Raw genomic sequence first — 25,039 nt, 5'->3', positions numbered from 1 at the left:
AAGACGAATGGACTCGTCGCCTCGTCCGCGACGCAATAACCGGGCTGTGGCGGAATCCTATGTCTGCCGCAGCGCGGCGACGATCGGAACGCTGGCGGCCTGGACCGCCGGCGTGATTCCCGCGGCCAGACCCACGACCAGCGAAACCAGGATGCCGTTGATGGCCAACCCGAGTGACGGCTGGAAGGAAATCGTCGCACCTTCGGCACCGATTGCGAATCCTCCGGCCCCCAGAACCGCCAGCGCCAGCAGCGTCCCGCCGGAACCACCCAGCACGCACAGCAGCGTGCTTTCGGCCAACACCAACCGCAATGCCCGCATCGGCCGTACGCCGATCGTCTGCAACACCGCGTACTCCTTGATCCGGTCCTGGACACTCATCACCGTGGTCGTGGCGACGAGCGACAGGACCAACGCGACACAGGCATAGCCGAGCCAATGGGCGAACCCGATCAAGTCCACCAGATCCGAGAGCGTGTTGGCCTGGAACGCCCCTTTACGCCGCGTCCGCGTCGCGACCGAACCGGACCGCAATTCGGCATCGATCTCCGCGGCGACACGATCCGGATCGGCATCGTCGGTCAACAGCACCTCGTGTTGCGTGACCAAACCCGCCGCGTCCAATCCGCGCGTGTATTGCAAAAAGGCCAAACTGGTGTAGATCAGATTCTCTTCCGCCGGGACGGTTGATTCAAAGATGCCGGTGACCTGCACGGAAATCTCTCCGATCGAAAACTGATCTCCCGTCTTCAGACCACGCCGGCGTGCGACATTGCGACCGACGATCGCCGCATCTCGCCGTGATGAAAATGTCTGCCAATCGCCGCTCGTCAGTTCGATCGGACGGGTGCGACGGATTTGATCCGGATCGGCCCCGTTGAAGACGACGATGTCCAAGCTGGCACGGCAGTTGTTCGTCCAGACCTGGATCGGCATCACCTCCCGCACGCCGGGAACATCCTTGATCCGACGTGCGTAGTCCTCCGGCAGCCGGCTGCTGGTCGGACAGAACCGGCTTTCTTGAAACACGATCAAACTGCGATCCGCGTCCGCCCCGGTGGTCAATCGGTGCAAGCCTTGCTGGACCGATCCGACAAAGCAAAACACGAACATCGCCACCGCGGCACCGGTCAAGGTCAACAGCGTTCGCGTGCGGTGACGCCAAAGGGTTTTCAAAACGTAGCTGGTCATTGATACGCGTCTTTCAGTTGGGAACTTTTTCCGGATCGGGTTCCTTCGCCTCTTAAGATCATCCGATCAGCGACAGCTGATCGCGCAACCCATCATTCTGCCCCGAATCATTCTGCCATCCGTCCCTCGATGATTCCTACCGACTTGCTAGGACACCGTGGTTGCGTGGGGAGGTAGGAAAATTTTGGAGGTAAGAAGATTTGGTCAGATCCAATTGATGGAGTGTCTTGTCATTTTCTTACCTCCGAAATCTTCTTACCTTATTCCCGCACCCGAATTGCAATCCAAGAACTTCCCGTGATCGAGCACCAATTGGCGAGTTGCGATCGAGGCCACGTCGCTATCGTGGGTGACCATCAACAGGGTGATCTCGAGTTCTTTGTTCAGGCGTTGCAGCAAAACCTGCACTTGCTCGCTGGTTTCCGCGTCCAGGCTGCCGGTCGGTTCATCGGCGACGACGACTTGAGGATGGGCGACGATCGCCCGGGCAATACCGACGCGTTGCTCCTGCCCGCCGGAAAGTTGACGCGGGTAGTGATCGGCGCGGTCGCTTAACCCGACCGCCTCGAGTGCCAGTGCGACGCGTTTCCTGCGCTCTGACGAGGTCAGTTTCAGCAACAGCGTTGGAAGCTCGACGTTTTCGTACGCGGTCAGGACGGGGATCAGATTGTGGGTCTGGAAGATGTAGCCCAGATGCGCCGCGCGCCAGTCGGCCAATTTGCTTCGCGACAGTGTGGTCACCTCCGTCCCGCCGACATTGATGGTGCCGGAATCGGGCCGATCGATGCCGCTGACCAGATTCAACAGCGTACTTTTGCCGGTCCCGCTAGGCCCCATCAGCGAGACGAATTCGCCCCGCGCGATGTCCAAATCGACGTGGTCCAGTGGTGTGATCGTTTCGTCGCCTTTGCGAAAGCTTTTGCTGACGCCACGCAGTTCGACCAATGTCATTTTTCGATTCCTAAGGTTTGATCGTCGCCGCTGACTTCAACGGGGCTGTCCTGTTTCAATCCGGCGGTGTCACTGGCGATCAGCTTGTCGGTCAGCTTCAATCCAGACTTGATCTCGACCAGTCCATCACCGATTGATCTGCCGAGTTCCAGCGAGCGTCGCCGCGCAATTTCGTCGGCATCGACGACCCACACGGCTGCCCCCGATGGAGTCGATTGAACCAGTTCGCGGGGCACAAACAGGCGTTGGGTTTCCGTCGGTTCACGGTTCGAATTCGCAATCGCCGGCGCCAAGAAGGTCGCCGTGACCAGCATTTCCGGGCTGACCGTCGGCGGCGGCCGGATCAACTCGACCTTCACTTCCAGCGTGTTCTTTTGGATATTCGCCGAACTGGTCGTCTGCAACACGCGGCCTTCGATCACGCCCGCCGACGATGCCGTTTCGATCTGCACCGGCTGGCCCTGGGTGACCATCGGCACATCCTCCAGACGGACATCGGCGCGCACTTGCAAGCGACCGGGGTCATACATTTCGACCACCGTGCTGGAACTGTGACCGCCGGACGAATCGAGCCCCATCACACGGGTCCCCGGTGCCGCGACCAGACGCAGCACACGCCCCTTCATCGGCGCACGAACGACCGTGCGACGGAGCGTCAGTTCCGCCTGCCGCACCTGCAATTCGGCTTCATCTCGCAACGCTTCTGCCGCTTGCACTTTCGCTTCGGCCTCCTGAAGCTGGCGTGTTTCTTCGACCAGCAATTCCAGTTGTCGCTTCAGCGCGGTGACTTTCTCAGCGAGCGCGTCGGCTTCGCGTTGCAGGTTGGGTCGACGCTCGCGGAGTTCTTTCAGATTGGCTACCGACGCGGCATAATCGCTTTCGGCGCGGTCGATGATTCGGCCGGAGATCGCGCCCTTGGCCGATCGCTTGCCCTCCATGCTGCTGCGCGCGTAGTCCACCTTCGCCTCGGCGGCCTGGATCAGAAACGGCAACTTTGCCAGCTCCGTTTGTGCCTTGGCCAGCATGCTCTGTGCATCGGCCGACTGCACCTGCAAGTGCACCGGGTTTTCGAGCCGGATTCTGGCGGCGTCGCGTTCGGCGATCGCCCGCTTGAGCTCTCCCGCTCGAATCGCCAACTGATTTTTGGCCTGTTGGACGTCCAGTTCGGCGTCGATCGCGATCAGTTTGGCGATCGCTTCGTCCTTTTGAACGTGCTGTCCGGCGACCACCAGCAATTCTTCGATCACTCCGGGCGCGAGCGCGGCCACGCTGATGGCCGTGGGCCGCGGTTCGATCCAACCGGGAGCTTGAAACAATGGCGTTCCGGCTTGCTGTGTCTCCGCTCGCTTGACGACCACCGGCACCACCGTCACCGATGGACGCGGCAGCAATTGTCGTCCCGCCGCGGCAACCAACAGGGCGATGAACCCCGCCAGGATGCCGATCGGCAGCACGTACCGCGTCAACCAACGCTTGCGGCGTGGCTTCGTCGGCGTCGCGTCTCGATCGGGCGATCGGTCGAGTGCCAACTGGCTCAGATCGAGCGGAGTATCAGCCATGATCACTCGCCCGGTCGCACAAAGACTTGATTGGCTGCGACCGTCAAATTGCCTTGGTCGTCACGTTTGGCTTTGCCGCTGACGACGACGGTGGACAGTTCTTTGACGCCGAGAATCGCGCGGGCGTCTTGGGCGACCGGGTGGCCCGATTCGTCGACGACTTTCACCGTCGCAATGTTGTCCTTGACCGCATCGGTTTCGCAACAGTAATCCCACGGGGTCGGGCAGCCTTCATCGGCCGCGCAATGGGGCACTTTGGGATCAACAACGGTGAATGCCGCCAGTCCTTCGACGAACGGTTCGCTCGATCCGCCGATCAAACCGACCAAGGTCACGTCCTGGCCGTCTTCGATTGATTCGCGCGCCTTCCCGACCGGCATCGCCCCTGCGGGCTCGCTTTCGGCCAGATAGGCAGACGTTGCCGCACCCGCGTCGGCCGCGTTTTGACTGGTCTGTGACGTGACCTCCGACGTTTCGCCACAACCGGTTGCGATCAAGAACAATGCCGCCAAACCGAGATTGAAAAACTTCTTCATTCTAAAACTCCTTGGTAAATCTCAAACTGCTTTCAAACTTGTTGCGACTTGAGATCGCAACGCTTTTAGCGCCGGGGGCAACGCGCCCAAGACGCCCAATGACAAACCGACGCCGCATCCGATCAGGATGGCGACGCCATCGATTCGCAACGTGAACGCTCCCATCGTGAAACGCACGGCCATGCCGTTGAGAAGCGCCAGCGCGATCACTCCGGACAACAACGAACCGGCGGCGGCCAACAGGACCGCCTCCTGGATCAAACTGACCAGGATCGCGCGTCGTCGGAACCCGATCGCTTGCAAGGTCGCGATCTCACGGACTCGTCCGGCCACAGCCCCGTACATCATGTTCAATCCCGCGAACACGCCGGCACCGGACACCAAAGCGACAACCAACCATGCCAGCACGCGAACGGGTTTGTAGTGTTGCTGCAGGGTCGCGTAATAATCAGTTTCGCGGTTTGCCCGGAGCTCCAGGTCGGTGCGTTCTTTGCAAAACAGCGCGACCTCCGCGGGCGAACTTCCCGGTGACAACAGCATCGCCGCCAGCGATAAATCCTGTCGTTTGGTTGCCGTCTGCAAGTCGCCCAGGTTGCACCAGATTTCCGATTCATAGGCCGCACCGCCGGCGGCGAATCGGCCGCTGATCGTCCACGGCCGGCCTTCCATTTCGATCGTCTTTCCGATTGCCATCGCCTGGTCCGAGCTGCCCAGTTTTGCCGCCGCCAACCGCCCGACCATCGCTTCGCCGGCGGCGGGCCAGTCGCCTTCAGTCAACTTGACCGACCGACGTACCAACGGCGCGGCCGTCGTGACGCCACGCACCAATCCCAAGCCCTCGTCGGACGCGCCGGTCCTGACGCGCGTCCCCAGGTACAGCTCCGGCGAAACGTGGGTCGCGCCGAACCGCCTCACCGTGCCTTCCAAACTGGCGGCGAGCAGCGCGGGTGCGTTGGCAGCGATCGACGAGTTCTCGATGTTTTCCTCGGAATTCACGGAATAGACCAAGACGACATTCGGATCACCGCTGACGGACAACGATCGTTCCAATCCGCGGATGAACCCGACGACGACGAATACCAGCATCACGACCGTCGCCAGCGCGACGAGCGTCAATGCCGTGCGCACCGGCCGCCGGGCCAGATTGCGAACACCGTATTCCCAGGGAAGCAACATCAATCCTTCTTTCTATCGTGAAACAACCGAGCGCCAGATCCCCCACGTCGCAGGACAGACGGGAAGCGTCGCCCACCGACGAGTCGGTCACGCCGTGCGTGACGGGTGGCTGTCAAAGACGAAACGACAGCGAAGCGATCGTTAGACCGCGACGAAGACGTTCCTTGGGAGCGGTCGGCTCAGATCAGCCAAGACTGGTGCGCGACACGCACTTGGCGACCAGAGAGAAGTTGCCGATCCAGGCAATGCGGGTGCCCGTGAAAAAAGGCCTTTTGGCTGACAATGCGAGCGGTCGTCGGTTCAGCGGGGAGTTCCCAACTGACGATCCAATCGGCTTCGGGCAGCTCGACTTCGGATTGGATGACGGCGCCTTCACAGAAACAGCTTTGGCAGCCGCAATCGTCACCACAGGGGGTGGGCAGTTCCGAAGCTGGCAACTCCGAGATCGGGCCTTCATCACCATGCGAACAGCACGAGCACGTCTCCACCGCGCGGTCCTGCCCCCCCGTCACCGTCGTCTCACACGACAGGCAACGCACCGGACACGCCAACAAGTTGACGATCAACAGCAGGGCAAACAGGGGCGATTTCATACGTCTGATTCTAGCTCTCGATCAACCGTCCGGCAAGCTTGAAGTGATAGGCCACAGATCCGCAAACACGCGAAAACAGTGTCACTCGGCAAATCAAAGTGTCCGTTTCGAATTTCATGCTTGCTCCGCTATGGACGACAGGTCGACATTCTCGTCGGCAGGTTTCTCGTCCACCGTGAACCGCGACGTCCATCACATTCCAAAGAACAGCGACAACCGGTACGGGGTGTTCTGGGTGGGGAGCTAAACCGCCCTCAGGAGTTTTGCGTTGTTGCGTAACCATCCTACGGTTGGTGCGTTCCACTTTCATTGCGGACTGCCATCTCCATTACCCGCTCATGGTTGAACACCATAGAGAGACCCCGATGAACACGATGCGAAGCTCGGCATACTTCATGGTTCTAGCAGGCCTGTTCTCAATCTCAACATCGCCGGTAGATGCGGTGGGGTTTGGCCATTTTCACCCGTACTATGACCAGCATTTCAATCCGGATTCGACTCGGAGGACCACTCTGGTATATCTTTCCCATGCATGGGTTTCTGACACGGCAAGTGGTCACTGTTCCCCGGTCGGTTCTCGCAGCGGCGGCTGCCCTCCCATCGACAACGCGCTGCTAAGACTGCATGTTCGCGACGACGTTCAGGTAGAGATCAATGGGTATCAAACCAAACCGCAGACACTCGCGGGAATCCATCGCAACAGCCGATTCTATAGTTTGACGGGGCTTCGTCCCGACCGCATCCTGCCGTGTGACATCGTGGTGATCGAAACAGATATGCACGGCAATCAACGCCATTACCACCACGCCTTCGGCGCCCAAGCCGGACAGGTATACGATATCCGATTTCCCCAGGACTTCAGATTTCACCAAGCGGTTTTCGCACCTGTTAACAGTGAAGTTCCCGCCGTCCCGATCATTCCTGTTGACGAGGTGTTGCCGGAATCGGTGATTCAGTCTCCACAGAGCGCACTTGCCCCGCCTCAGCAGCCCGCCGACTGATACCGCTGGTGACGTGCTGCTCGGTTCCGTGGGAGATGCCGCGAATCGAATTGCTTGACTGTCCGCCGGGATCGCCGTAGCCTTGACCTTCGATCGAGTTTCAGAGCGATTCGAAACGAGGGGGAGACAGACGTGGCTAAATCGTTTTGGACAGGCAAGTATCTCTCATTAAGCGTGGGAATCACGCTTTGTTTCGGAAGCTGGCTCTGTAGCAGGAGTGCTGCCGCGACAGGCCTGCCGTGTCGCCCACCTGCTCCGCCTTGCTGCATGGACGAACGAACAGCGGTTCGGTTGACCAGCGACACCGTGATTGTACGCATAACGTCGCAATTCGGCGGTCGAGCTGTGTTCAACCGGCACCAGACGAGCCCTATCATCCCGCCAGGAGCGACCAGAGACTACGCACTACCCGGGCTCGCGCCGGGGAAGACAACCAAGCTCTACGTCGCACTGGTTAGCGACGAACAATCGGTCGTGGATGAAATTGAACTCGACGTCAAAGGAGGGCAGATTTATCGGGTCGCATTCCCAGTGGCGGAAGCAGTAACACACGAAGGGGAAACGGAATCGCCCAGTCCGTAGCTTTGGACTACGACGCGGATCGACGCGCTTGGTAAGTCACCACCGGCTGTTAGCGTCTACGACGCCGGGCCACCACTCCCAGTGTACAGATTGCCCAGAGGGCCATCGACGATGGTTCGGGGACCGTCGCCGTCTGGACCTGGACTCCGATTTCAAATTCTCTCACTGCGATAAAGCCTTGTTCATCGCGACCACCGGGGATATCGGACCTTCCTCCCCCGTATCCGACCAAACGGATGCCATCAATTCCATTCTGAGTGGAGAAGTTGAACGTGACCGGGGGCGGCTGGCTACTGTTTTCCGCAAGAACGACCGGTTGGATCACACTCACATAGTTGTCGCTCGCACTGATCGACGTCCAGGTTGTACCACCATCGTTCGTGATCTGCACCGTCGGGGCAGCGACGTCTGCGGCATCCGCCTGATTTGCCGACAGCGAATTGGGTGGAAAGCTGTTGAGGAAATTCAGGTCTCCCACTACTGTCCCAAACCATCCCCCATCGAAGAACAGAAAATGATGTAGCCGTATAGAACTGACATTGCTCTGAGGCGTGTTCCAGAGGACTCCCACGAAATCGAGTGGAGCGGTGTTGTTTCCCGTGGCCGGGGCAACTTCAGTTCCGCTGTAAGTATTGCTGAAGGTCGCAAGATCTCCGTCAATGAGATTGCTGGCGTTAAATCGATCGAGAGGGATGTCGGGATGCACGTACTGCGTTCCTGCCAGCGACGGATCGTCCACCGCAATATACCCCATCAGTGGCGAAGCCCCCGTGGGAGATTGGTAAATCACACCGGCAGGAAGCGTGCTCGTTCCAAGGGTCAACAACATGGCCCAGAGCATGATAAACAACCGAATCGCTCTCATCGCATCACTCATCGCTAGCCTTTGGTAAATAAACCACTCCAAAGGAGCTATTGAAATTAGCCGAAAATGTGACGCAACCCAAAACCTGAAAAACATGACAAGAACCATCGATCCAGCGACACCTCGCGTGATGGGGTCTCAGGCCATCCTCCGACAACCTTCATTGGTGACAATGGCCGTCTGAAAAACCATCAAACCACGGACAGCGATGCCTTAGATGAAGTGCATGGTGATGCAAACGCCGCTGGCGACCGACTCCAAGAACGTCATGCGTTCAGCGAGGGGCAGATCTTTCCCAGAAGCCGCTTCTTCACGGCGTCAAACTCGTCGTCGGTCAGGACGCCCATCTCGCGAAGTGATTGAAACTTCATGATTTCATCGGCGATACCGATCATCGAATCCGCGACCACGACAGGGGTGGCGTTCGGCGTCGGCGTCACCGATTCGGGGCGGTCCACCCTGACGATCTCGGCCGGTGTAGGCTCCGTTGAAAGCCGGCATTCGATGCCGTCCGCGGAAGGATCTGCGTCGATTTCGGGTGTTTTCAGCCAGAAACCGCAGCGGCCAGGAGGAGGCATACGCCGGATGGCGGCTCGGTTGGGAGGCGTGTCGAGCAAGCGGTTGTAACCTACCAGAAGGTCGTGGACTGCAAACGCGACGCAATCTTCGTCGTCCGTTTCGCTGCTCAATGCATCAAACACGAATCCCGTCAATTGGCTCTTGGTCAATCCGACATTCTTTGATGCCGGTTCGGAATCGAAGGCACAGCCCTTCTTCTCCAATTCGTCCTTCATCACTTGGATGATGCGTTCACCGGTGACAGCCATCTCTATTGCCTCTTAGGTCGTGACATTACTGCTGATCAACCCTGACCGCCAATCCCTCCGCAGAAGTATAAATAGTCAACCCTGTGGTTCAAGCATCACTTTACGATACGTCGACCGCGGCCTGTTCGTGATTATCAACGGCGCTCCGGCGCCAAGTACTCCTGATGGATGGGCGGCCGACGAAACGAATTCCATTTGGACGTTGATGCGTTCAAGTCATCCGGGGAAGCTTGAAAACCCGCTTGGATGACCGAATTGCGCTGGACGGGTGTGTTGATCTGGCCAATCGCCGCAGGCAGGTGGCGAACGACCGCGGCCGGTCGGGCAAACTGGATCGCTCCGCCGCTGCGACCGAGTTGACCGAGATCGGGTTGAACCCCACGCTCGCGCCTCAGCAGTGATTCGAATTCGCTATCGACCGGCCCGCCATTGAGCTCGATCGGCGGCGTGAGTGGCGCCGGAAGCAAAGAGTCGTCACGCCGTGGCAGGATCGGTTCAGGGATCACGCCCGGGCCGATTTGTTCCGGGTGCACCGGCCGGTGTCGATAGCGATCGTACGGCGGATCTTGCATTTCTGGCGGACGGCGATCGGCGCGTTCGTAGTTGTTGCCCGTCGGATCAGTTGCCGGATTGCGAACCGTATATCCGCGTGGATGATAGGGCGACGTCATCGTCTGTTCATGATAGAGATCGGGTCGGAAGTTCCTCGCGGACTTATCGCGGACATCCAAGAAGTCGTCGACCCGCTTGGAGGCCTGGCCGAAAACGAAGTCACGCATCGCTTTCTGGCGGCCGCGAATGACATGCTCGGATTCGATCAAACGGAGATGGTCCAGATCGACGACTTGCTGTGCCCAACGGAGTCCCATCAGATCAAACAGGGTCGGGTAAAGGTTGGACTGCCCGAAAATGACGTTTTGCTGCAATGAGGACTCGTCACTGGGGGCGGGGCGGAAGACAGCGCCGACGACCGGAATGTCTTCCAGCAACGGGACGCCCTTGCTGGTACGGGAGACCTTTAACGCAACTTGATAGCGGCTGATCTCGCGAAGTTCGAAGTTTCCGGATTGCACGGCGGTATGCACAAAATGTCGTTTGACGCGACCGATATGTTTTTCATCGGCCCGCACCGGTTCGCGAATGTTGGTCGTGTACATGTAATCAAAGTCGTACACGGCGGAATCGCCATCGGGTTGCATGACCGGGCGGATTTGAAATCCGGTTCCGGTTTCCAGTTTGAAGATCGACGGTTCCGGGACCAGACTTTGCAGCGCCGAACCCGGCGTATTCTGCTGAGGTTGTGGCGGGACCAGCCCCATGATGTGCTGATCGGTACTCATCGATTGGCCGGGAACAAGATTCTTGACGGTCGCCGGTTGGGTGCTTCCCCCCATCATTTGGAACGCGGACAAAAACGTCGGGTCATTGATCAGTGCGCCGGTATCTTCGACGAGTGCCTTCGCAGCGTCAAAGGCTTCTTTGATGGCGATCTGCCGTTTGGGAAGATCAAACTCCATCGTCGCCTGCGGGTCGACTTTGGCGAAGTCGCGGTTGTTGGTCAGGATGGTCGTGCGTTCGACCTGGCTGAGCGTGACCGGCAAGCCGCGTGCGGCTTCGCGGATTCGCACGAACGCGGGATCGTAGAACTGGATTTTAAAATCGTCTTCGAGTGCGATCGACAACCGCTTGAGGTACTGGTCGATGACCGCGATGTGCGATCGCGTCCCTTCGACCAGCTCGATGAACTTGTCCTCCTGCTCGTCGATCATGTAGTTCAGCAACTTGCGATGGTCGAGATCGACGCGAGTTTCCTTTTGAAGTTGCTTGACGTGCTCCAAGAGCGCCGGTGCTGACAAATACTTAATCGCTGATTGATAGGTTGCTGCAAGAAGGGTTTCAATGTCATCAGCTTTCTGGGAACCTTCGATGGACTGCAGCTTTTCCACAAGCGAAGTATACTCTTTTGTCAGGCGGTCAGCCGACACTTGAGTGGACTCGATAAGACGCTGAAACTCATAGAAGGAATTAGATACCTGTTCCCAAATTTCGTATTCTGCATTGATCAGATCCATCAGTCCGTTGCGAACTGTTATTTGGTCACCGTAGATAGTGTCAACAAAGCTGTCAATAGATTGACCTACTGCGTTAAACACATCGAGTACGACACTGCGTTCACTTCCGTTTAATTGCAGTGCATCATTCGGCAGACGTTCGATTGCGGCTAGCGTTTCATTAAGTGCTGTAATTGCCTGCATTGCTGATTTGCGAACGCGTCCGGAGGCCCAATCCGATCGCGACAAAACAACGAGATCGGCTTTTGTATTCTCTACCGATGATTTCAATTGCTGCCGCAAGTCTCGTGCGAGCCCCGCAGCGACTGATGAGTCATTTCGAATCGCTTGTACCGTTTGCTGCAAAGAGAACTCGGAAAACGATGCGGAGACAGATGCTTTACTGGTCTGCACGTCTGAAACGGCTTTCTTTACCTGCTCCTGGTCCTTCATAATTGCCTGAAGGATCAACCGAATACTTTCTGCGGTACGCAAATTGTCTTGAAACGCATCGATACGCTGCGTTTTTATCTGCGCTTCCAACTGGATAGTTTTCTCAAAGACCGGCTTCAGCAATTCGAACTTGTATTCATCCAAATTCGATCGGTCCTCAATCATCCCGCGTTCCATGACACGTTGTTTGAGCTCGACTTCGGCGACGAGCCTGGCTTTGAAGATCTGTGCCAAACGGATGAACTCGCGTTGCATCGGGTTCATCGTGTCGGGGCTGGTGAAGCCGGTGTCAAAGAACGCGTTGACGTTGCGGAAGTGATACCGCTGGAGCGCGTTGCGGTGAACCGCTTCGTAGATCTCCGCTTCTTTTTTGTAGTGATTGGCGATCGGCAGCCGTGAGCGGTTCCAAAACGGGAAATGTTTCTGCGACTTGTGGGGCCGCAGCTCGCTCGAGCGGCGGAAATCATATTCGGCGTCGGGCAGTTCCGATTTGGCGGATTCCAAGAACTGAGCGACGATCCGCTCGCGGACGTCGTTTTTGGCCAGGGCCAAGATGAACAGGGCCCGATTGAGGCTGATGGTGTCCATCGCGTGCAAGGACAGCACCTTGTTCTCGGTGAACAGAAACTCCGAGTTCATTTCATAGAGTTCGTCGATGAAATCACGGCCGAAGAACGAGTACAGGTAGCGTCGGTCGCGATCGACTTGGTAATGCCCATCGTGTTGACATTGTTCGGCCAACATCGCGGCCTCGCTTTGAATCGCTTTCCGCAACAGATTCAGCGACTGGTTGACCAGGAATCGCGACAGGTCGACGTGGCTTTCCACGTCGCCGACGACCTTTTCCATCTTAGCACCGTCTTCCCCGTTGACCTGAACGGTGAACACGCCGATCTTGATTTGACCGACCGGCGAATCGATTTGGTTGATCATCGTGCGGATCTTGTTGATCCCCTTGATCGGCCCGCGGATCTGGATCAACCCCTCGCCAATAACGCTGATCGAGCATTGGGTAACCGGATCGACCGAGTGCATATCGCCGGCGACATACGTGTCTGGGTCGGTTTCCGCTGCAGTCACCTCGTTGCGAAATTGTTTTTGCTTGGCGCGTTCTTCCTCTGCTTGGGCCTGATTCCATTCGCTGCGAAGACTCAATTCGCGTTCTCTGAGATTTGCGACGGACTGCTGCATCGCGGGAATGCGACCGGCGATTTCCGAGACGTCGCCGATCTGGTCCAGCGATGCTTGGTTTTGCACCACTCGGTTATCGAGGATAGCGATCTGATTGATCAGCACTGTTCGCTGTGCCACGACCGCGGGGTCGCTTGAGTCCGCGGGCAACGCATCGAGTTGAGTTTGCAGACTTGCCCGTTGAGCCTTGTCAGCGGTGATGGAATTGGTGAGTTGTTGGTTGTCGGCAACGACCTGTTGTGCCTGGGCGAGTTTTTGCTCGGCCGCGCGAGCTTGATCGGCAGCCTCCGACGCTTCACGTTCCTTCTGTCGTCGTCGGTCGGTCGCCTCGTTCGCATCCTCTCGCGCACTTTCGGCGCGTCGTTCGGCCTGCGTCACCGCGGCTTGATTGAAAGAACGGATATTGCGATTGATGATCTGTGCGACACGATGTGCGTCGCGATAGTAAAACAGTCGGGCGACACGGGTTTCGACGTAATCGCCCGGGTTGAACCCTTCGTCGGGAATCGCTTGCTTCTTCGGCGGGGCATAGGGCGGAAACTCCACGTGTTGGCCGAAATTTCGTTCGGCCGCAATGGTGAAGTGGATGACCTGGTTTTGACCGTTTCCGGCAGGGTTTCCGGCGCTGTCGGTAATGGTCTGTCCGCTTCCAAGCACCACCAACTGGTATTCCCCGGGGAGCAACTGATCGATCTCTAGTCGGAGCTTGTTGTTTCCGTCGGGCACCGGAGCGTCCACGGTGATGGATGTTCCAAACGTATTGGCAGAGCCTCTCGATCGGATTTGCATCGGCCGCGCGGTCACAACCCCCGGCAACGTCAAATCATTGCTGTCGAACGTCGCCACCAGGACCCTCTTCGTGCCTGTGCGATCAGGAACATCGATGACCTCGGCATGCAACAACCGGGGCCCGACAGAATCTTTCTGGATCGTGACCTGATTGGATTGCCCGACACGATTGCCGCTACCGTCGAAGAAGACAACTTGCACGGTGTTGTCACCTTCTCGCGTCAACCCAACGTCCAAGAACGATGCAATGTCTTTAGGAGACTGTGTTTGTCCATTCACTCGGGCCGCCATCTTTCCACCGGGAATCAACGGAGTTTTTGGAAGCGACACGCGGACGTCATCTGATCGCGTGACCCACAAACCGGTCCGGTCGGCGCGCGACCTTGTTTCGGCACTTTCGACAACGGTGATCACCGGCGTATCGGCGAGCGGGTAGGACACGATGAACGTCGCCTTGGCCTCTGGGTCGACGATGGGGTTCTTAACGGAATCGCGGATGTGTGATGAGTCATCTTCTGCAAATGAAACTTGGTATTCGCCTTGAGCGAGGGGAGGATCGAACTTCAAAAGCAACTTATGATCATGCCGTTCCTTCGCGGTAAAGCCGATCGGGTTGCTAAGAGGATTCTGACCGGCGAGTTTTTGTCGCACGAGTAATCGGCCGGACGTGACCGTATTGAGATCCAAATCCGAATCCGCAAAGTTGAGCTCCAACTTCTGGCCGAACTCGATCGATTGAACGGTTCGAAGCACGGGACCGATGGTGTCAACTACGACATTGATCGCCATAGGAAGCGATGGATTTCCGCCGGTCGGATGATAAGTGAATACAATCGAATAGTGACCTTCGACCAGTTCGACACCGTCCAAGTCTGCGAGAGAGACGATGGTCCTGTGTTCGTCGTCAAGGTCAGCTTGCTTCTTGACAGCAGGCTGGTTTCCGATTTTGATCTCAAGCTGTCCCGTTTGATTGTCGGTTCCACCGAACTCAATTTGGACCGCGGGTACTGTCGGTTTTGCAACCTTGACTTGACCATTGGTGAAGCTCAGTGGCGTCTTCCCATCCGGCAGGAACGCGATGACGCGAAGTTCCCCCGGAGCCGTCGTCTCCTCGGCGATCGAATAACCGACCAGGAACAGGACGGGGATCAGGAGTAGGCCTGCCAAAGTCAGTTGGGGCAGTTTGGCTTTCATCGGTTGTTCGGTCCAAGGATATTGGATGCGAAATTCGTTGTGGGGATTTTGGGTGGATCGAAAGCAGCTATCGGTTCGTTCTCACAAACGGAATTTCCTGGCGTTCCGCTTTGGTCGCCGCACGCTCGATCGCGCTTTCGTATTCCTGTTGGGGGCGCTGTTCACCCAGGCTTTTCAGGTAGGTGAACCCGGGGATCAAGCTGGAGAGCGTGTTGATGCTGTCGGCCCCCGTCACCGCGATTTCGCCGACTGCGGTCTTTGCCCCTTGAACCAGATCCGCCCCCCCGGACGCAGTTTCTTTGACCGAATTGACCAACGGCGAGTTCCGCATCGTCTCCGAGACATGCTCTCGAAGATTCACGTGAGCGTCGCGGACGCTTCGAACCATCCCTTTTCCCGAATGGTGTTTCACGATGGCGACGCAGGGGTCGTGGGGAAATCCTCGAAACTGGATTTCAACCCTGCGGTCGGTGTACACATAGGTGATCGATGCTTTCGTGTACGCGATTCGGGGAGCGCCCGGCGGTAGGACGGCGTTGATATACATCCGCTCGCCAGTCTTGGGATGACTGGCAACGACCATGGTCGGTCCGCCCTGAAGTATCGGCCCTTGGAAGACCTTGTCACCGCTGTAGTAATAACGATGAACATGCACCTTCGGTGGAATGTCGATCTGTTGACCGCCCTCGATCGCTTCGAGCACCACCGCAGGCAGGCCTCGTTCGTGCTTGCCGGGATCGAGAATCACCAAGTCATTCAGCCCGGCATCGGTCGTTTCTTGGGCACCGATGACCGGTGATAGCATCAGACATAGCCACCCCACGGCCAACCTTGATGGCCATGTTGGTCCCAATCGCGCCATTGCATTGCTTCCCTGCTAAGAGGAGCAATCGACCGGTAAGGCGGCTAAGGTGTCGTCAGGTCGATTGCGGATCGTTGACAGAATCGTCACTACCCGCGTTATCGGTCTCTGCGGTGCCCTAGCTCTACCTCAAGATGGGTAATCAAATCGAAATAATTGGCAAGCTTTAACACCGCATCGCCGCTCATGGGAGCCGCCCGAAGCTCGACCATTTGTTCACCGTTTCGCGACAGCCAAAAGGTGTGCTCGCCCTGCCAGACCATGACGGCGTCGATTGGAAGCGAAGTGACCTCGTTCGGGCTGGCTGTCCGTGCGGTCGCGACGGCCGCAGCCGGTGGAGTTGCCGGTGAAGTTGCCGATAGATTCCGATCATTCAGCATCGCGTTGTGCGACACGAAGGCTCGCATCTTCACGACCACGTTACTGCCGATCAGACCACCATCGCCTCCGTTATGGCGAATGCTCCCGGTCGCCAGCAACGGCAGACCGTCTCTCTGCAGTGCCAAACCGACACGATCGAGCGTCAGGGGGCCGACGGTCAGTGAGCCTTCGCGAAAATGAAATGGACGAAAGCCACGCTGGGGCAATGTCGGATCCGTCGCCGCAACCGCAATCGCTGAATTGCGATGGGTGTCGGGTGTGGTAAATGGGAACGAATTATGTTGGTAGTTGTGGCCGGGGATGCAGCACTGCGTGTTGACGCGTTGACGATTATAAAAAAGATCCGCCGCGGTTGCCGAACCGATAGCGTTCAAACCGATCGCTCCGATCAATGCTAACTGCTCTGCTCCAACGCGTCGTTTTGATCGTGACATGGTAATTTGCTTTAATTGTCAGAGAAACATCCTTGATCCATGAATCGGCAGGCACAATTGTGGCGAAATAGCGCAATCTCCGAGGAATGATGGATTGTTTAGGTTGCAGATCACCTGCGTTTTAAGCTCCAGTGTTTCCCGATGTTTCACGCAACGCTACCTAGACGATCTGTCACCTACCCACCTTTAAAAGGCCCCCATGATGTTGTTCAAGAACGCCGGAATACCTGACCGACGACAAATACTGGCGATGCTGGCGGCGGGGACAGCCGGTAGGCTCGTGTCAGGAAGGGAAACGGCGTCACCCAAGCATATTTTGCTGCGATCGTCGTGGCAGACGGTCAATATCGGCGACATCGCCCACACGCCCGGCGTGCTGCAAATCCTGGAAACCCATCTTCCCGACGTGAACGTCACGCTGTGGCCGAGCAAGGTCGACAACGGGGTCGAGGAGTTGCTGCGGACACGATTCCCGAAACTACGAATCGCCAAGGGGACTGATGAATTAAAGGTCGCTTTCGACGAGTGCGATTTCCTGCTGCACGGATCCGGTGCGTCACTCGTCGCCCAGCGCGATGTCGTGCGTTGGGCCGAACAGACGGGCAAGCCCTACGGCATCTACGGGATCACGCTGCCGCCGAAAAAGTCCAGTTCGACCAAGGCGACGTCCGCCGAGGCGATGGCCGAAACGATCCGCGTGCTCAGCGGCGCGTCGTTTGTGTTTTTCCGCGATTCTCACTCGCTGGCACTGGCCAAAGACAAAGGCTGCACGGCGCCGATCATGCAGTTCGGCCCCGACGGCGCGTTCGGGTGTGACTTGCGCGACGACGAGAAAGCGAATGCCTTTCTGGAAAAACACGGCTTGGAACCCGACAAGTTCTTGTGCTGCATTCCCAGACTGCGTTACACGTCCTACTGGTTGATCAAGGACCGGCCGTTTGATCCGGTGAAACACGCACGCAACGAAGAGATGAAAGAGCACGATCACGCCCAATTGCGGGCGGCGATCATCGAAATCGCCAGGACCACCGATTTGAAAGTGCTGCTGTGTCCCGAAGACCAAACGCAGATGCGGGTCGGCAAAGAGGTGATCCTGGATCGTTTGCCCGACGACGTCCGCGACCGCGTGGTCTGGCGGCCGAACTATTGGCTGACCGGTGAAGCGATCAGTGTTTACGTCCGCAGTGCGGGTTTGTTCGGCAACGAGATGCATTCGCCGATCATGTGCATCGGTCACGGCGTTCCTGCAATCGTCTGCCGTTGGGCCGAGCAGACGTCCAAGGGCTACATGTGGGACGACATCGGATTGGGCGATTGGTTGTTCAATCTGGACGACCCGGCTGATGTGCCACGAATTGCCCCCGCGATCCTCGAAATGGCACGTCATCCTGCAGATGCGAAACAAAAAGCGATCGCCGCGCAAGGTCGCGTCGTTCAGTTTCAAACGCAAACCATGTCTACCTTGCGCGAAGTGTTGGCACGGGTTTGATCACAGCAACTCCCGATCGGGAATGTGAACTACTCCAGCAGGTACTCGGCAAACAGTTTGTTGTCGGTACGGATGTGTGTGGCGGCAGTTTGGGATTGTTTCCAGGCGGCCCATTGGGTGTCGCCGGCCAGGTCACGCAATGCTTTTTCGGTTTTGTCGGTTGGTCCGGCTTTCGCCGCCCACCCCGTGTCGGCACGGACGACGCGGCCTTGGCATTTCTGTAACAACCGCAAGTACAGCGGTCGGGCGGGCATTTGCCAGGATCCTTTTGGATTGCGACCGAGTGCCAGTTTACGATCAACCGGGATGAAGGCCGTCAATTCGTCTTCATTGGCCATCAGTTCCAAGCCCCGGCCGCGGGCCGTGGCGTTGTGACTGGCATGGTGCCCGACTTTGTAAAACACCGTTCGTGCCAGCAAGTCCGCGGCGGTTATTTTGCGCGTCTCCCCATTCGCGTCGGCAATGGACCAATAAAGCTCCGGGTCGTGCCATGACAGCCAGTTTCCTTGCTGGGCGTCGGCGGGAAACAGCAACACCTTTCCGTCGGCGATCCGCTCGATCGCAAGCGCCAGCGAGGTGTTGTTGGTCAAACTATCCAGCTGGAGCGCAAAATGCGTGGCCATGTTCATCCAGCCGATGTCGACCGATCGCCAAAGCTGCTTCGCATCGCAGTAGTCGGGATACAGCTGACGTTTCTGCTGTTCATCGCAGAGACGAAACCGAGAATCGAACGGCTGTTCCAACTCCGACGATTCCTCATCGGCAGCCGACAGCGGACGTGCCGCGGTTGCGGCGTGCAATTTCGCCGCATGCATCAGGCCGTACAGTTCGTCGCTGCCATGCTTGCCCAGATCCTTCAGCAATTCTTTGTCGCGGGGCGGTCCGAGCACATAAATGCGAAAACCCGGCAACCAGTCGGCTTCGATCAAATCTCCCTGGTCGTGGTAGGTCGGCTCGACTCCCAGGCCCTTCCGGACGAACTCCATCGCCTCGTTGACCGTCTTGGCAAAGCCCAACGGATCATCGTCAGCCGGTTCGCCGGCGAAGCCCATCAAGTCGTGCACTTGCTTGCCGACGTCGGAGTCGGGTGACGCAGCGGCGATCTCAGCCAAGGCCTCGCCCAAATCGTTTCGGTACTTGGCAAGCGTCTGGGCATCTGGATCGTCTGGCTTCTCGGTCCAGGCCAACCAGACGTGGTCGACTTTGCCGACCAATGCCTTCATCGCCTTGGTCCGGAATGCGGACAGGTGGTCTTGATGCTCATGCGTCGCAACCACGACGTGCAGCCGACCGTTGTTTAAGATCTTCGATTCCAGGTGCTCGACGATGTCGTTGGTTTTGACGTCGGAAACCTTGTTTCCCAGCGTGCCACAATCGATCAGCATGTGACGCTCGTCGCGGCCGACGTCAAACGTCACCAGAAAGCAATCCCCGAGCCCCTGGCGGAACATCCGCACCCGGACGGCGGGCAGATCGCCATGCGGCGAAGTCTTCTTTCGCTTCGTGGATTTACGTTTGGACGTTTTCCGTTTGCCAGCTTTTCGCACCACGTTTTTGCGTTTTGTATTCTTGCGTTTGGTCCCTCCCGCCTTGGTCCCGGCCTGCGACCGCGTTTTGACATTCTTGCCGGCTGATTTGCGTTTTGCCATTTCAGATGCCTAGAGGGATGGACCACGGTGAAGGAGTGCGAAGGGTTCATCGTCACGTGCGGACGCCTGCTCTCGATTTGCAACCGACGGATCGTCATCAGCTGACATCTCGCTGAGCGAACGGACGCCCAGGTAGGTCGCTTGCAGGGAATCAAATTCGCCGAGTGCGAACTCCTGTTGTCGAGCCAACCGTGGAGCACTTTGCAGGTTTTTCCGAATGCAGTAACGCACGCTGCTGGCACGGAGATCGGCGACGACGGTGCAACCGCCTTCAAATGACATTCTCGGCCCCTTGGGGTCACCGGGGTCCACCGGCTGCGTGGTCGTCTGCAACAGTCCCATCAACAATTGCGGCAACACATCGCCATCGGGGCTAACCCGACAGGCGATCCGCGCCGAATGGACCTCGAACGACTTCTGCGGATCGAGGCCAAGGAATCGGGCGTCACGATGATTGTCGTCTTCCGATTTCAGGTGTCGGCTGAGCCAGGTGTGAAGCTCATAACGCATTTTTCGCTGCAGCCTGAAAATCTCTTCTCGCGAATCGGCATACAGATGTTCGTTCCCCGCACCACGAAGGCTCTTCAGGTAATGCAACAGCGTTTCGGACGGCATCGGGTCTTCCGATTCCGGAGACCGCCAGCGCAAACTGGCTTCGCTGAGCGTGCGAACATCGCGTGGATAGATGCCGCGCCGCCGGAACGCCTCGATCAACGAAACCCGATACCCCAAGTCATCGTTGCTGACGAGGTCATGATCGGCGGTGATGAGCGCCCGCAGGTACTCGCCGAAGGTGATGTCGGTCGGCGGGCAGTAATCCAGCGCTCGGATGCACATCGTCAAAACGTGCTGGGCCGAGCGTGTGACTTCGCGCGCCAGTCGATCGACCAGATCGGGGTGGATGGCACCGGGGCTGAGGATGCCGGTGCCGCCGGTGGCCAAACGCAGCAAATCGGCGGTGCGGCGTTTGTAGATCGACAAGAACGCGTCGAAGACGGCTGAGACAAGGATCCGCCCGCGCGCGTGAGGTTCTTCGGTGGTCTCGTATTCCTGCGGATCCGGCTCGCGTCGTTCCCATCGCCCCTGTTCGTCGACCTTGCCGATCGCATCGCGCAGTGCCATCCGTCGACCGGTGGCGTGGCCGAACTGGGACGCCAATTGCACCAACAAGTTTTCCTGGGTGTCGATCGCCCCACGTGTGTTGGCGATTTGGTGGGTGACCAGTTCTGGAAATGTGAAATGCTGCAACATCGCGACGCAATCGGCAAAGCCTTCGTGAAAGGCATGGACGTCGCGATTGCTGGGCAACAGAAACTGACGGTGCATGCCATCCAACAACGCATGCGTGGTTTCATGAGCGATGATGTCGTGTGACAGACAGGTAAAGATCCGTCCGCCCGGCAATTGGTTGTCGGGGCGATCGCGTGATGCGTTGAAATAGCCAAACAACAACGCCACCTTGGACGGCGAGTAGTAGGCGTTGGCCTCGCGTAACGCGTGCGGGTAGACGCGAAGCCGGGGGACGTAGTGTGCATCGTTTTTCCGATGGGCACCTTCCGCCGGCGGACCGGGGCGCCACAGTGACTTGCGTCCGAGCGCCCGTTCGAAGTTGTTGATCGTCAGGCTACAGACGGAATACACCATTTGTTGATGGAACTGCGGCGATCCTTCCGACGGCGGCAATCCGTCTTGGGCCAGCAAGGCCGGGTCATCCAGGTCGACCGGTTCGTAAAAACAGCCGCTCGGCGGATCGACATCGACCACTTCCAAGTATTCGCCGATCGGTCCCGGTTGAAGTTTTTCCCAGGGCAGCTTGAGTGTGACTTCGCTGATACCGGACGTTTCCAACGACGTCGTCAGGCTGGGATCGACGGCGTAGGCGTGCAGCGTCCGAAAGGGCGGAGGCGGCGGTTGGAAAACGCTCTTCGGTGTCGTGGTTTCAACCGATGGTGCCGGTGTTGCCTTGGGTGAAGAACGTTTCGGTTTGCTCGATTTCCCCGCAGCTGCATCCAAGTATTCCTTGGCCCGCGCCTTCAAAACTGCCGAGGCATCGGGGTGCTGGCTGACTTGATCCAGAAACGCGATCACTTGGTCTTGAGACACGTCCTCCGGTGGGCGATCGGGGTCGTCCACGGCACGGTCCAGCGGGTTTTCCTGCTGGGTGCTGTGCCAGCGCTGGATCAACTGGGTGGCTTCCAATTGAAGCATCTTGTCCTCCGGCGATGGGACGAGTCCACGTCGGAACAAGACGTTCAGGAATGGGAATCCGGCCGAGTCGACGGGGGTCTTGCGCAGCGTGTTGCGACCGGCCGGTGCGATGCTCAACGCCTTGAACGCCTGCAGAATCCCGTTGCCCAGCTTTTCGCGGCTGCCGCCGTCGGCGGTCTTGTCGGCCGACAGGAACAACGCTCGGCGGACCGCTTCGACACGCATCCAAGGTTCCGGGTACTCCTGCGAATCAAACAATGCATCCGCATGGAGCTGCAGATAGAGCGCGGCCGCGGCGGCAATCTGTGGGGTCGCCGACGACGTTCCCGCACCGTCCATGCTGACCAGTTCGTTGCAACCGATGCGGGCCCAGGGGACGTTGGGTGTGTAGGCGCTCATCGCGGTGGCCATCGCTGATCGCGGTCCCCAATTGCCCTGCATCGTTCCGAAGTCGAGGTCGTAGTAGGGCGTGCGATCGGCCATCACGCCGCAAGCGGCGATGACACGACGGAACCGGGCGGGGTAAACGATCTGGTGCGTGGGAACGCCGAAGATCCCGGCCGAATAATTGTTGCCCGCCGCCGCCACGTAGACGATCCCGGCTTCATAGGCCTGATTGACCGCATCGGCCCAGGCCTGCGATGCAACCCCGCCCATGCTCATGGAAATCACATGCACGCACGTCCGCTTTTTGCCACACAATTGCGCGGCGTAGTGGATCGCGCGGGCGACGCCACTGGTCGTCAATTGAACCACCGAATTGCCGACGCGGAGCGGAACGATGCGGGTTTGCGGGGCACCGCCCAGCAACCCATCAAACTGATACCCTGCCCCGCGAAATTGAAACGGCCCTCCGGCCAGCAAAGCCAATGTCGCCGTCCCGTGACCGGGATTCCGCAGCGGACCGGTATTGCCCGGGTCGCGCGCGTCGTCGGGGGTTTCGACGTCGACGAAATTGCGCTGCAGACGTTTTTCGACGATGTCCTTTGGAAAGGTTTGATGATCGGGGTCGTAACCGGTATCCAGATGGGCGATCCGCACCACGGCGGGATCGCTGCCGATTTGTGCCCGTGCGGCGGCCAACTGTGAAAACGCGTCTCCCAAATGCCAGGCAAACTGTCCCGGCCGCGTGGGCAGCTCGCCGTTCTGGTCTTCAAAGGCACAGAGTTCACTCGCCGCGGCGAGCGCTGCCTGTTGCCCGGGAATCGAAGGAAGCCAGTCCTGTAACAGATCCGGTTCGATCAGGTCGGGCACGACGTCGCCGGCCAACCCGACACCGCGCGACATCATTTCACGCGCGTCGTGCACCACATCCCACGGGTTCGCCCCGTCGACGGACTCCTTGGGCCGGGCGAGCATCCACTCCATGCCACCTTTGGCGCCCGAGAGACCAAGCGTCGTCGTGGCGACCGAGTAGAGCGGTTCAAATTCGAACTTGCCGCTGGCCAACGTGAAACGGTCGCCGGAAGCCGCTAACGCTTCGGATGCAGCAGCAGGTAGACGCACCAACAAACCATTTATCGTCGACATCCACCGCTCTCCGTAGTAGGCACGCAGTTGTGTACATCGCATTCTCGCCAGCAAATACTGCTTGAACTGCGATCATCAATCGATTTCCGATGGTTTCCCGGCGGCTCCGATCCAAACCGCCACGCTGTGAAAACCACGCCCCACGTCTCGGAGGACCACTCATCGTTTGATTTTACTTCTCGTGTCGGGGTCATTGCGGTCGCTACGCCAGGTCGGGTGATGAAAGTGAATGACAAAGTCGCCGCTGTGGGATGCGACCGCTTCGCTGAACTCGATTCGGCCGACCCGCTCCTCGTTGCCGAGTTCCGCGGGTCGGACGCGGAATTGGTTGCGGACGACCGATCCGTCGCCGTTGCGTTGCGTGGGCCGCGAGCAGTGCGCCGGGGGCCGCGAGCACCCGGCGCACAAGAACAGCAACACGAGAGGAATCGTTGCGATGGTGCAGGGTGATTTCATGGTGACGCATCATGAGCACGGCGGAAACGGGCCAGTGTTTCAGTGTGCGCCCTGCTCTCAGCGTTTCTACAGACGACTTCCGGAAGCAAACGTGTCACCCAAGACGGGGCGCGTCAGTTCGCCGGTGCGGATCCAGTCGTCAGAGAACAGCGTCCAAAAATCACGTGCCAGCTGGTTGCGGAGGAACGCGACGGGAAGCCACCCGTTCCCATTGTCTCCCCACTGTCTTCCCCACGAGCTGCGGATCAGCAACGCATCTTGATCGGGGCCGTAGTGGTCGCTGCGGTAGCCGACGGCGACGACCGTTTGGCCCCCACGCGTGCCATCGAGTTCGGGCCGGTAGGGGATGTTCGCCTCACGCGTCAACGACGCGGGAACCGAAAACCCGAACACGACGGGGAACCCGGCCGCGAGAAACGACTTGACGGTGGCCCACGTTCGCGCGCCGTTGGTGTTGGGTTCATCCAGCCGGAAGTAGCACAGGTTGACCGGACGCTGGGCACCGGCACACACGAACACACTCGGCTCGGTCGCAAAGTTTTCGACCTGGTAGGGCCAATACGATTCGGTCGGGACGCCGGTCCGCATCAAGGTCTTCAGCGTGCCGCGGATCGGGGCTCCCGAGTCCGTCAGTGGTCGCCCGGGGATGGATCCGCGGTGGCAGGTCGCCTGATACAGAAACAACCTGGATGCATCGAACGTGCGAGCGTGAACGCGTCGCTGGAAGTATTCCACCAGCGCCAACACGGCGAACGCGGTCGAAGCGTTCAGCGGCCCCTGGTCGTCGACCTCGGTGAAGTACTCGCCCTCGCTGTCACCGCGCAGATCCACCTGATCGGGCAGCGGCAAATCGGGCGAACCCTGCAATCGCCCCAGGGACTCCCTGATGCTCCGATCCCGGTAGGTGTGGTCGCGGCCGTCGGGCAGATCGGGCTGCCAGCCGAACCCGAGTGGCATGAACGTTGACACGGCGGACTCATGGGAGAACGAGATGCGACGGGACACCGAATCGTCGCGGTCTCGAGGTCGCCCCCCGTCCCTGACCCCACTGTCCGTCCAGAAACTCTGCTG

At 58.6% G+C, this 25,039-nt stretch carries 17 protein-coding genes; 2 read left to right on the top strand and 15 right to left on the bottom strand.

The window, feature by feature from the left end:
- Nucleotides 1-57 precede the first annotated feature (57 nt).
- The 6 genes from Mal15_RS21275 to Mal15_RS21250 all read right to left on the bottom strand — a co-directional run bounded on the left by Mal15_RS21275 (nucleotide 58) and on the right by Mal15_RS21250 (nucleotide 6,006).
- The gene (locus Mal15_RS21275; RefSeq protein ID WP_147869612.1) at nucleotides 58-1,191 is read right to left on the bottom strand and encodes an ABC transporter permease; all 1,134 of its coding nucleotides are present in this window, start codon (nucleotides 1,189-1,191) and stop codon (nucleotides 58-60) included.
- A 255-nt stretch (nucleotides 1,192-1,446) separates the two neighbouring features.
- A complete protein-coding gene (locus tag Mal15_RS21270; protein ID WP_147869611.1) occupies nucleotides 1,447-2,142 on the bottom strand; it encodes an ABC transporter ATP-binding protein in 696 nt (231 codons plus the stop codon).
- Nucleotides 2,139-3,701, bottom strand: coding sequence for an HlyD family efflux transporter periplasmic adaptor subunit (locus tag Mal15_RS21265; protein WP_147869610.1), 1,563 nt, complete (start codon nucleotides 3,699-3,701; stop codon nucleotides 2,139-2,141). The genes Mal15_RS21270 and Mal15_RS21265 overlap by 4 nt, the downstream gene beginning before the upstream one ends.
- Nucleotides 3,702-3,703: 2 nt before the next feature.
- Complete coding sequence (locus Mal15_RS21260; RefSeq protein ID WP_147869609.1) at nucleotides 3,704-4,237, bottom strand: hypothetical protein; 534 nt, start codon at nucleotides 4,235-4,237, stop codon at nucleotides 3,704-3,706.
- Nucleotides 4,238-4,258: 21 nt separating this feature from the next.
- Nucleotides 4,259-5,413 (bottom strand): ABC transporter permease, encoded by a 1,155-nt coding sequence (locus tag Mal15_RS21255; RefSeq protein WP_147869608.1) that lies wholly within the window; start codon nucleotides 5,411-5,413, stop codon nucleotides 4,259-4,261.
- Nucleotides 5,414-5,592: 179 nt separating this feature from the next.
- Nucleotides 5,593-6,006: a hypothetical protein gene (locus Mal15_RS21250; RefSeq protein WP_147869607.1), complete on the bottom strand. Its 414-nt coding sequence runs from the start codon at nucleotides 6,004-6,006 to the stop codon at nucleotides 5,593-5,595.
- Nucleotides 6,007-6,371: 365 nt separating this feature from the next.
- Between Mal15_RS21250 and Mal15_RS21245 the strand changes: the two genes are divergently transcribed.
- A complete protein-coding gene (locus Mal15_RS21245) occupies nucleotides 6,372-7,007 on the top strand; it encodes a hypothetical protein (RefSeq protein ID WP_147869606.1) in 636 nt (211 codons plus the stop codon).
- A 631-nt stretch (nucleotides 7,008-7,638) separates the two neighbouring features.
- Here Mal15_RS21245 and Mal15_RS21240 read toward each other — a convergent pair.
- From Mal15_RS21240 to Mal15_RS21220, 5 genes are all read right to left on the bottom strand, one after another.
- Nucleotides 7,639-8,562, bottom strand: a complete 924-nt coding sequence (locus Mal15_RS21240; protein WP_147869605.1) for a PEP-CTERM sorting domain-containing protein — start codon at nucleotides 8,560-8,562, stop codon at nucleotides 7,639-7,641.
- Between the two features lie 158 nt (nucleotides 8,563-8,720).
- Entirely contained in the window at nucleotides 8,721-9,281 is a 561-nt protein-coding gene (locus Mal15_RS21235; RefSeq protein WP_147869604.1) for an SHOCT domain-containing protein, read from the bottom strand.
- Between the two features lie 134 nt (nucleotides 9,282-9,415).
- On the bottom strand, nucleotides 9,416-14,959 hold the full coding sequence (locus Mal15_RS21230; protein WP_147869603.1) for a hypothetical protein: 5,544 nt from the start codon (nucleotides 14,957-14,959) through the stop codon (nucleotides 9,416-9,418).
- Nucleotides 14,960-15,026: 67 nt separating this feature from the next.
- Complete coding sequence (locus Mal15_RS21225) at nucleotides 15,027-15,764, bottom strand: hypothetical protein (RefSeq protein ID WP_147869602.1); 738 nt, start codon at nucleotides 15,762-15,764, stop codon at nucleotides 15,027-15,029.
- A 155-nt stretch (nucleotides 15,765-15,919) separates the two neighbouring features.
- Complete coding sequence (locus tag Mal15_RS21220) at nucleotides 15,920-16,636, bottom strand: hypothetical protein (protein WP_147869601.1); 717 nt, start codon at nucleotides 16,634-16,636, stop codon at nucleotides 15,920-15,922.
- Nucleotides 16,637-16,835: 199 nt separating this feature from the next.
- Between Mal15_RS21220 and Mal15_RS21215 the strand changes: the two genes are divergently transcribed.
- Nucleotides 16,836-18,125, top strand: coding sequence for a polysaccharide pyruvyl transferase family protein (locus tag Mal15_RS21215; RefSeq protein WP_147869600.1), 1,290 nt, complete (start codon nucleotides 16,836-16,838; stop codon nucleotides 18,123-18,125).
- 29 nt (nucleotides 18,126-18,154) lie between these two features.
- On the opposite strand, the gene Mal15_RS21210 is transcribed toward Mal15_RS21215, so the two are convergent.
- From Mal15_RS21210 to Mal15_RS21195, 4 genes are all read right to left on the bottom strand, one after another.
- Nucleotides 18,155-19,774 carry a ComEC/Rec2 family competence protein gene (locus Mal15_RS21210; protein WP_147869599.1) on the bottom strand — a complete coding sequence of 540 codons (1,620 nt, stop codon included), beginning with the start codon at nucleotides 19,772-19,774 and terminating at the stop codon, nucleotides 18,155-18,157.
- 9 nt (nucleotides 19,775-19,783) lie between these two features.
- Nucleotides 19,784-23,512, bottom strand: a complete 3,729-nt coding sequence (locus Mal15_RS21205; RefSeq protein ID WP_167546957.1) for a S8 family serine peptidase — start codon at nucleotides 23,510-23,512, stop codon at nucleotides 19,784-19,786.
- Between the two features lie 159 nt (nucleotides 23,513-23,671).
- Nucleotides 23,672-23,968 carry a hypothetical protein gene (locus tag Mal15_RS21200; protein ID WP_147869597.1) on the bottom strand — a complete coding sequence of 99 codons (297 nt, stop codon included), beginning with the start codon at nucleotides 23,966-23,968 and terminating at the stop codon, nucleotides 23,672-23,674.
- A 66-nt stretch (nucleotides 23,969-24,034) separates the two neighbouring features.
- On the bottom strand, nucleotides 24,035-24,937 hold the full coding sequence (locus Mal15_RS21195; RefSeq protein ID WP_167546956.1) for a C1 family peptidase: 903 nt from the start codon (nucleotides 24,935-24,937) through the stop codon (nucleotides 24,035-24,037).
- Nucleotides 24,938-25,039 lie beyond the last annotated feature (102 nt).

It is taken from the genome of Stieleria maiorica (assembly GCF_008035925.1).
In the GTDB taxonomy this organism is placed as follows: Bacteria; Planctomycetota; Planctomycetia; order Pirellulales; family Pirellulaceae; genus Stieleria; species Stieleria maiorica.
This window is presented reverse-complemented; position numbering and strand designations above follow the sequence as displayed.